The 8,272-nt window shown below is 44.6% G+C and carries 11 protein-coding genes; 10 read left to right on the forward strand and 1 reads right to left on the reverse strand.

Annotated features, from left to right (window positions below):
* Positions 1-52: 52 nt before the first annotated feature.
* From J3353_RS15055 to J3353_RS15095, 9 genes are all read left to right on the forward strand, one after another.
* Positions 53-247: a helix-turn-helix domain-containing protein gene (locus J3353_RS15055; protein WP_112122149.1), complete on the forward strand. Its 195-nt coding sequence runs from the start codon at positions 53-55 to the stop codon at positions 245-247.
* The gene (locus tag J3353_RS15060; protein ID WP_207685159.1) at positions 234-905 is read left to right on the forward strand and encodes a response regulator transcription factor; all 672 of its coding nucleotides are present in this window, start codon (positions 234-236) and stop codon (positions 903-905) included. The genes J3353_RS15055 and J3353_RS15060 overlap by 14 nt, the downstream gene beginning before the upstream one ends.
* Positions 902-1,915 carry a HAMP domain-containing sensor histidine kinase gene (locus J3353_RS15065; RefSeq protein WP_207685160.1) on the forward strand — a complete coding sequence of 338 codons (1,014 nt, stop codon included), beginning with the start codon at positions 902-904 and terminating at the stop codon, positions 1,913-1,915. The genes J3353_RS15060 and J3353_RS15065 overlap by 4 nt, the downstream gene beginning before the upstream one ends.
* A gap of 101 nt (positions 1,916-2,016) precedes the next feature.
* Entirely contained in the window at positions 2,017-2,784 is a 768-nt protein-coding gene (locus J3353_RS15070) for an ABC transporter ATP-binding protein (RefSeq protein WP_207685161.1), read from the forward strand.
* A complete protein-coding gene (locus tag J3353_RS15075; RefSeq protein WP_370569217.1) occupies positions 2,771-5,011 on the forward strand; it encodes an FtsX-like permease family protein in 2,241 nt (746 codons plus the stop codon). Before J3353_RS15070 ends, J3353_RS15075 begins: the two co-directional genes overlap by 14 nt.
* A 12-nt stretch (positions 5,012-5,023) precedes the next feature.
* The gene (locus J3353_RS15080; RefSeq protein ID WP_112122147.1) at positions 5,024-5,251 is read left to right on the forward strand and encodes a permease; all 228 of its coding nucleotides are present in this window, start codon (positions 5,024-5,026) and stop codon (positions 5,249-5,251) included.
* Between the two features lie 227 nt (positions 5,252-5,478).
* Positions 5,479-5,652: a hypothetical protein gene (locus J3353_RS15085; protein WP_242700998.1), complete on the forward strand. Its 174-nt coding sequence runs from the start codon at positions 5,479-5,481 to the stop codon at positions 5,650-5,652.
* A gap of 104 nt (positions 5,653-5,756) precedes the next feature.
* Entirely contained in the window at positions 5,757-6,188 is a 432-nt protein-coding gene (locus tag J3353_RS15090; RefSeq protein ID WP_207685163.1) for a winged helix-turn-helix domain-containing protein, read from the forward strand.
* Between the two features lie 138 nt (positions 6,189-6,326).
* On the forward strand, positions 6,327-6,545 hold the full coding sequence (locus J3353_RS15095) for a hypothetical protein (RefSeq protein WP_149795259.1): 219 nt from the start codon (positions 6,327-6,329) through the stop codon (positions 6,543-6,545).
* An 87-nt stretch (positions 6,546-6,632) separates the two neighbouring features.
* Here J3353_RS15095 and J3353_RS15100 read toward each other — a convergent pair whose 3' ends face one another.
* Complete coding sequence (locus J3353_RS15100) at positions 6,633-6,992, reverse strand: helix-turn-helix domain-containing protein (protein WP_242700999.1); 360 nt, start codon at positions 6,990-6,992, stop codon at positions 6,633-6,635.
* Positions 6,993-7,882: 890 nt separating this feature from the next.
* On the opposite strand from J3353_RS15100, the gene J3353_RS15105 reads away from it, so the two are divergent.
* Positions 7,883-8,272, forward strand: a 390-nt coding sequence (locus J3353_RS15105) for a sigma-70 family RNA polymerase sigma factor (protein ID WP_207685164.1), incomplete at its 3' end; no start/stop codon positions are given.

Genomic DNA, 8,272 nt, shown 5'->3' on the forward strand with positions numbered 1-8,272 from the left:
TTCTTGCATTATTCGAGATGAGGAACTATAATGTACTTTGTGGAGGTGCGAAATGGACTATATGACATTAAAAGAGGCCGCCGAGAAGTGGGGCGTGACACCTCGTAGAGTAAATTATTATTGTGCCGGTGGGCGTATCTCCGGCGCTGTGAAGATGGCCGGTGTTTGGCTGATTCCCAAAACTGCAGAAAAGCCGATTGATGGCCGGACAAAACAAGGAAGGTGCAGAAAGCATGAAACGATATAAAATTATGATAATTGAAGATGATCCTGTGATACAGGGAGAATTGCAAACATTATTGAATGGAAATGGATATGCAACGATTGGCATAAAGGATTTTTCTGCTGTGATAGAACAGATTCAGGATGAAAAGCCACATCTGATTTTGTTGGACATTAAGTTACCCGGAGAGAATGGTTTTGCTTTATGCTCTAAAATTCGTACCTTTTCCGAAGTGCCGATCATCTTTGTGACAAGCTGCAACACGGATATGGACGAGCTGAATAGCATTATGTTGGGTGGAGACGCTTTTATCACGAAGCCCTATAACACAGCAATCCTGCTTGCGAAAATTGCTTCTCTGCTGAAGAAAACCTATCCCGCACAACAACGGGAGAAGATCGTCTATGGAGATGCGATGCTGCATCTGGAATCCAGCAGTTTGGACTATAATGGACGGAGCGTAGAACTTACTAAGAACGAATTGAAAATTCTCTATTATTTGTTCAAGAACGGTGGAAAAATCTGTTCTCGCGGAGATATGATTGAGTATTTGTGGGACAATCAGCTATATGTGGATGACAATGCTTTGAGCGTCAATATCAATCGCATCCGGGAAAAACTGGCGGGCATCGGTCTGACGGATTTTATCAAGACAAAGCACCGACAGGGGTACACGATATGAACAGCAGACGATATTGGAAAAACAGGCTACCATTTCTGCTGACGAACCTTGTTTGTATGGCTGCACTCACTGTATTTTTGCTGGTGTGCGGCAATTCGGTTTCCGCAGTAGTATTGATCCTGATTGTATGGGCATTGATTTTGCTGACGGGACTTGTCCTCACTTACTGGAAACGGAAGCGGCAGATGAAAAAACTTCTGGATATGGCGGAACAGCTTTCCGAAAGATACCTCATTTCCGAAGTGATGGAGCTGCCGGAACAGGCCGAGGAACAGGTTTACTATCAGCTTTTGAAAATGGCTGGAAAATCCATGTTGGAACAGATTGGAGAAGTCGAGCGAGAACGCCTGGAGTACAAAGAATACATTGAGCAATGGATTCACGAAATCAAAACGCCCATTACTGCCATGAAACTCCTATGTGAAAACCACCGGACGGACTGGACAAAGGAACTTCTGCTGGAACTGGAAAAGACCAACCGCTTTACCGAACAAGCTCTTTATTACGCCCGCAGTGAGCATACAGAGAAAGATTATTCTGTCCGGGAAATGGCACTGTCCCAAGTGGTGCATCAGGCGATTGCAGATAATAAATATCTGCTGCTCCAAGGTGGTATGCGTCTGGAAGTGGAGGAAATGCAGGACACGGTTTATTCAGATGAAAAGTGGGTGCGCTTTATTCTGAACCAACTGATTGCCAATGCGGTCAAGTATCGTACGGAACAACCGGTTCTCCGCATTTCTACTCATAAACGGCAAGATCAGGTTGTTCTTGTTGTGGAGGACAATGGAATCGGGATTGCTGCGTCCGATCTGCCCCGTATCTTTGAAAAGGGATTTACCGGTCAGAATGGTCGTATGGTCCAGCAGTCCACAGGCATTGGCCTGTACCTATGCAAACGGCTCTGTGAAAAGCTGGGCATTGGCATTGCGGCAGAATCATCGGAACAAGGAACCGCCATTTCCCTGGCGTTTCACATCAACTGTCTGATCCATGAAGTGCAGGGCTGATTGCGGTCCTGCACTTCTTACATTTTTGTTAGAACTTTGTAAGAAAACTTGATACAAACGAAGCCATTCTTATTCTACAATAGAGATCAGAGGTGATAACAATGAAAGAAATTTTGAAACTGGATCATATCCAAAAATATTACGGAAATGGCGGGATTGTTACAAAAGCAATTCAGGACATCAGCTTTTCCGTTCAGGAGGGGGAATTTGTAGGAATCATGGGAGCATCCGGTTCCGGCAAGACTACCCTGCTCAACTGTATTTCCACCATTGATACCGTCAGTGCGGGACATATCTATCTGGACGGAACCGATGTGACGGAAATCAACGAAAAACAGATTGCCCGGTTTCGTCGGGAGAATCTTGGATTTGTATTTCAGGATTTTAACCTGCTGGACACTCTGACAATCTCGGAAAACATTGCCTTGGCACTGACTATCAACAAGGTTCCTGCAGGTGAGATTGATGGGCGGGTGCGGGAAATGGCCGGAAAGCTGAATATCACGGATATTCTGGATAAATATCCCTATCAGGTGTCCGGCGGTCAAAAACAGCGGTGTGCCTGTGCCAGAGCTATTATCAACCAGCCAAAGTTGATTCTGGCGGACGAACCTACCGGCGCGTTAGATAGTCACTCGTCACAAGCCTTGCTCTCCACAATCCAGAGTATTAACGAAAGCCTTGACGCCACAATCCTGATGGTAACACACGACGCTTTTTCGGCAAGCTATGCCAATCGTATTCTCTTTTTAAGAGATGGTGCGATCTTCGCGGAAATTCTCAAAGGCAGTGATTCTCGTAGGGTTTTCTTTGAAAAAATCTTGGATGTCCTCACCATGATGGGAGGGGGTGTGAATGATGTACACTAAACTCATTTTCAAAAATGCAAAGCGGTCAGGAAAGGACTATTTGATTTATATTGTGACCATGACACTCTGTGTCACATTGTTCTATGCGTTTTTGTCTATCAGCAGCACCCATTATCATCCGACCATTGGTGCGGAATATAATATTTCCCTGCTGGCTGGAGGTATGAAACTGGCGATTTGCGGGATTAGTCTGCTTCTGTTGTTTCTGATTCACTATGTCAATCGTTTCATGCTGAGAAAAAAACAATCGGAGTTTGCAGTTGAGGCAACCCTGGGAATGGAGCAAAAAACCATAGGACTGCTCTTTTTTGGAGAGACTTTTTTCCTACTCATATTCTCTGTGTCGGTGGGAATCCTTCTAGGGATGGTCGTTTCTCAGGTCATTACGGCTATGCTGCTTGCTTCTTTTGGGGAACCCTACGCTTTTTCTTGGTCTTTTTTTCCAGATACCGTGCTGCTGACCGTGGGCTTCTTTGTTGTTTGCCAGATTCTGGTTGGAGTCGGGAATGTCAGAATTCTCAATAAAAGTAGGATTATTGAGCTTATGACGGCAAACCGTCAGAATGAAAAACCGCTTCATAAAAGCAGATGGATGCCGATGATCTGTATTTTCTATGGCATTATGCTGCTGTGGATGCTGGAGGTAGGTGCTGTAAAATATCATTTTTACTTCGATCCCAGATATCCACTTCCTGTAAAGCTCATGTATTGGGGGAATGTCCTTTTCCCTGCCGTGACGCTGCTTTGGGCAATTGCAGTTTCTTTTTTACACAGAAAAATAGGATTTTCCCTATATCTTTGCGGGCTTCTGGCTGGTGCTGTATTGACCGCTATCCCGATTTTTTCCATCGCAGAACTGGAAAAAGCCTACTTCCTTGGATTTGACGCCCCAACTCTGAATCAATATTTGCTGTTTGGGGTTGCGGATATTTTGTTTATCATTTCCGCAGTCATGTATTTATCGAATGCGGCGCTCCTATACTGGAAGGAGTCTAAAGTGTCCCGCAAATATCACAATACGAGTTTATTTCTGTTTGGACAGCTTTCCTCTAAGCTGGCTACCAATACGAAAACGATGACGATCATTTGTGTGACCCTGACTTTTTCTATCTGCTTGTTTGTCATTGCGCCAGTTTTGACAGGATGGAGTCTGGGCTATTTGGATAGTCGGGCAGTCTATGATATTCAAATTTCAAGCCGCTACAACGAAGTTTATGAAGTGGAAAATCTTCCGGATACAGACTATGAGGAAATTACTGCGTTCATAGAACAAAACAACATAGAGATAAAGGACGATTTGACTTTTTCGGAATATCTTCCTCAAAAAAGAGACTTTTACCAGCGGGTAAAGTACGATTTTCCTCCCTTGGCGATTGCACTGAAGGATTATAACGCTGTTCGGAAAATGTTGGGATATGAACCTATTATTTTAAAAACGGATGAATTTGCTACCCACTGGCATAGTGCGGCAGAGGACAAGGATATTGAAAACTACATCGCTGAGCATACTTTACTGGAAACGGACGCAGGCACTCTGAAACTCAGTGAGAATGCAGTGTTTCAGGAACCTGTGGGGGAATCCATCTATAATCTATATACAGATGTGGTGTATATCATACCGGACGAGATAGCGCAAGTCTTGCTTCCGGTACAGAGCAACCGATTTGTGATGACCAAATATCCGCTTCCCTTCAAAACGGCAGAAATGCTGGAACAGCTTCTTGGGCGTTCTTATCCAGAAGATCCTGATAAAGACAATCTGGCAGGATACAGTACAACTGTCCGTACTACGGAAGTGAACCGTATAATCGCCCTTAACTTTATCCTAAAAGCGTCCTTGATCTATGGTGCAATTGTGCTGATGGTGATGTGTCTTACCGTGCTGGCTCTTCAGCAGCTCCTAGATGCAGAAAAAAACAACTACAGATTTTCGGTTCTGCGAAAAATGGGAGTGGAAGAGAAGGACCTGCATACTTTGGTTCTAAAACAGCTTGGTGTTTGGTTTGGGATGCCGATCACAGCGGCAATCGTTGTAGCAATGATTGTGATTGGCTATTTTCTTCAAAGTGTTTCTGCTGAAATCTCAGCTTATATTGGCTGCGGAGCCTTGATGCGGCAAATAGGTATCATTGTCGGGATTTTCGCTTTGCTGCTGAGCTGCTACTTTCTCAGTACATGGCTGCTGTTCCAGCGTTCGATTCGCAGCAACTCCGATAGCGTAAGGTGATGGGAGGAAGATATGTACTGGAAGTTAGCAATTCAAAATATCCGCAGAAGCCTGCGAGATTATATCATTTACTTTGTGACACTTACCTTTACTGCGCTCTGTGATGTCCTTCTATTTAGGGATGAGCTGTTCTATTATGAGAGCTTCGGTCTGTTTGCTGTTCTAATTCTGGTTCAGTTGGCAGCGACTGGAGTAGCAGCGTTTCATATTTATCAAGAAAAAAGAAAAAAGATTGAATAGAAAATACCTATAGATTCATACATCTGCCGGACGACGGCAAAAGAAAAAAAGCCGTCGTATGGCGGAAAACAATATTCCCTACAAGGTGCGGGCGGCACTGCTTCTGGTGCCGCTGAATACACCAATGCCTACCGGAGCAGTGACTCAATCCTTGTGGTACATTGCAGTTCGTTCCGGGAACGTCCACCGGGTGCAGCACTATCTTCGCACAGAAAGGGATACCTAAGATGGAGCAGTTATCGGTACGTCTGCTGTTAACGGCTGGCATCCTGCTGCTGATCGCAGGGGTGATTTTTGCCATTCTCCAAGTATGGCTCTATACCGACCTTCTCTGGGCAGGCGCGTTTGGATGCCTGCTGGCGGCTCTGAACTTTCGGGATTCCAAAAACGACGGCGGCTAAAACACACGGCATCGTAGTGCACGGTCAATGCGGAAATGCGAGCTACACCCGATTTTCCATATCGAGTGATATAGATTTGGCTTTGGGGGAGGATTGTCTATTGTATGCAAAAAATTGAAGTTGTTGTTCGCATCACGAAGGATCACTGCCCACCGCAAGAGCAGACGATTTTTGAATGGTTCGATTTGATGCGAAATCCCACAGACGCTCTGAGCCGTCCCGATCTGGAAATCAACTTGGAACACCACCGTGTTTTCAAACATGGAACAGAGGTGTACATGAGTCGTTATGAATACGGTGTTTTGAGTTTGATGGCACAGCATCCGGGCAAACTGTTTACAAAGGAGCAGATCTTTGAAGCAGTCTGGCATAAGGACAGCGAAAGCTATTTGAGAGCCGTCACCAGCACGATCGGTCGAATCCGCCAGAAAATAGAGGATGACAAAGATCACCCCCGTTATATTAAAACGGTTTCCAACATTGGATATCAATTTGTCCCATCATCGGAATTGGTGCGATTGAATCGCAATCTGTAATAAAAGCCATACCGTGAGATCCTAGTAGGATTCTTCGGTATGGCTTTATCGTTTTCTACGCTGTACGAAATCGGCATCCTTGCATAGATGACCAAGAATATTCTAAAATAGAGATAACTTAATTCAGGAGGTCAAACCATGCAAACATTTGAAGAAGTATTGACCCACTTCCATAGCTTTTTAGAGTCTGCGACCTATTTGGACGTTGTTCCATGCCGCTGGGGATATGTAAGGCTTTTTAATGAAGGCAATCCCATCAATTTCAATGCAATTCTTTGCCGTACACCACAAGAACTATATACGGCATTGGAAAATGATTTGGAAACAGAGATTCAGGTCAGCTTGGGAATCGACTGAATTGGTATAAAATTGGTTTGCTTTTGGGTTCGTTTTGGTATAGTGACTTTGAAAAATATGCTATACTGTACCACAAGCAAAACATTTTCAAGGATTTTCAATTTTACTGTAAAACTCTGTCAGATGCTTTGCCAGTGTGCGGGTCGAGTCCATTAAGGTTTCTCGCACCGCTTCTGGACAGGAAAGATAGATTCGATTGAACTCTTTTAACTCTATTTCCGTTTTACCCATCCCCGGAGTAATCAGCACATCAAGCGAAACCGGCAAAACACGAGCAATCGCCAAAAGAATTTCGTAAGATGGATTCATGCTGCCTTTTTCAATGTTGGCGATATGCTTCGTTGAAACATGGCAGCGTTCAGCAAGTTGTTCTTGTGTTAAACCTGCCAGCTTGCGCTCCGTGCGAACCTTTTCTCCAAGTACCTTCAAGTCAGAATTCGGCATCATCGTTCACCTCAATAGTATTGTATCGTTCTGGTGAATGACGCGGTATAACCTTGTATTTCCTGTGAGCAGGAAGTATAATGCCGATTTTTGCGTTTCCCGGTCGAGTTATAAAAAAACGGTAACTCGTCCGGGCGATTTCACGCGCTATTCGATCACAGTTGCCGTTTGTGGAGGTAACTGTGATTTTTTATTGGGGTAACGCATCAAAAAAAGCCTGTCTGTTGCTGTAGACCAGAATGCCAACAAACCGGCACAATTGTTCTACTTCACCACCCATAATCATGCCGATGTGCAATATTGCGCCAGCTTCCCTCAATGGGAGGCTGGCGTTTTTGCGCTTTTGGAGCCAAAGTGCCGCAGTCCACCGTTTCTCCTATGATATAGCAGCAAACTTTATATTTGGGAGGGAAAGTCATGCTCAATCATAAGAAGAAAGCAATTACGGAACACTGGCAGTTTTGCCCCAAGTGCAACTTAAAACTTTATCGAATGACCGCCGACTGCACTGGATTCATCCATATAAAATGCTGGCGTTGCCGGAAAATGTTATGGCTCGACCTTTCCATTCGGGCCAAGTAAACATCAGTTTTATAAAACAATCGGGTGCACTGCACTCTGAATATGGACTGTTAGCACCGAGCAACGGGCCATTGCCATAAGGCAATGTATGAAACGTAGCACCAAATGGCCGGGCAGCAGCTTGACTGAAAGATCTCCAATCTTTCGGTCGGCTGTTGTCCGGCTATTTTTATAGCTTCAGATGGCCTGCTCCCGAAAAGGAGCAGGTTTTATGTTTGCCCTCTTTTCATGGCTACCCCAAGCGGCGAAATATCCGTAGCATCTCCGAATTTTCGACTTTTCACGTTTTATCGAAAATTTGGAGGTTACACATGAGTTTCAATAATGGCAATGAACGTCGCAAGCTGAACGCAAATTGGGAGCATCTTCGTGTGCAGTACCGCGAAGCAGGAATGAGCGAAGATGCAATTCAGGCTATGTACGAGTTTGATTTGGGTGTTCTTAATAGCGAACGTGCCTACATCACTAACACAATGACGGTTTCTGGTGCTGCCGATGATTGCGCAGCCAAGGAAACCAGCGACTTCAAGCAGTATGAAAAAGCCGTTACCGTAACGGATACCTACCACGAAACCAAAAGCCGTTTTGCATGGATTGGTGAGATTGAGAACGAACAGTTGCTTACTGCACTCGAAACTTTGAAAGTCGAAGATTTGGAAATCATCACCATGTACGCTTACGAGGGATACGACATCACTGAA

Source organism: Faecalibacterium sp. Marseille-Q4137, from assembly GCF_017377535.1.
Lineage (GTDB): Bacteria > Bacillota > Clostridia > Oscillospirales > Ruminococcaceae > Faecalibacterium > Faecalibacterium duncaniae.

Bases quoted from the DNA above. Each gene is read 5' to 3' on its own strand.
- J3353_RS15080 (WP_112122147.1), top strand. From the start codon at position 5,024: ATGTACTGGAAGTTAGCAATTCAAAATATCCGCAGAAGCCTGCGAGAT.
- J3353_RS15090 (WP_207685163.1), top strand. From the start codon at position 5,757: ATGCAAAAAATTGAAGTTGTTGTTCGCATCACGAAGGATCACTGCCCA.
- J3353_RS15070 (WP_207685161.1), top strand. From the start codon at position 2,017: ATGAAAGAAATTTTGAAACTGGATCATATCCAAAAATATTACGGAAAT.
- J3353_RS15100 (WP_242700999.1), bottom strand. From the start codon at position 6,992: ATGATGCCGAATTCTGACTTGAAGGTACTTGGAGAAAAGGTTCGCACG.
- J3353_RS15095 (WP_149795259.1), top strand. From the start codon at position 6,327: ATGCAAACATTTGAAGAAGTATTGACCCACTTCCATAGCTTTTTAGAG.
- J3353_RS15055 (WP_112122149.1), top strand. From the start codon at position 53: ATGGACTATATGACATTAAAAGAGGCCGCCGAGAAGTGGGGCGTGACA.
- J3353_RS15065 (WP_207685160.1), top strand. From the start codon at position 902: ATGAACAGCAGACGATATTGGAAAAACAGGCTACCATTTCTGCTGACG.
- J3353_RS15060 (WP_207685159.1), top strand. From the start codon at position 234: ATGAAACGATATAAAATTATGATAATTGAAGATGATCCTGTGATACAG.
- J3353_RS15085 (WP_242700998.1), top strand. From the start codon at position 5,479: ATGGAGCAGTTATCGGTACGTCTGCTGTTAACGGCTGGCATCCTGCTG.
- J3353_RS15075 (WP_370569217.1), top strand. From the start codon at position 2,771: ATGATGTACACTAAACTCATTTTCAAAAATGCAAAGCGGTCAGGAAAG.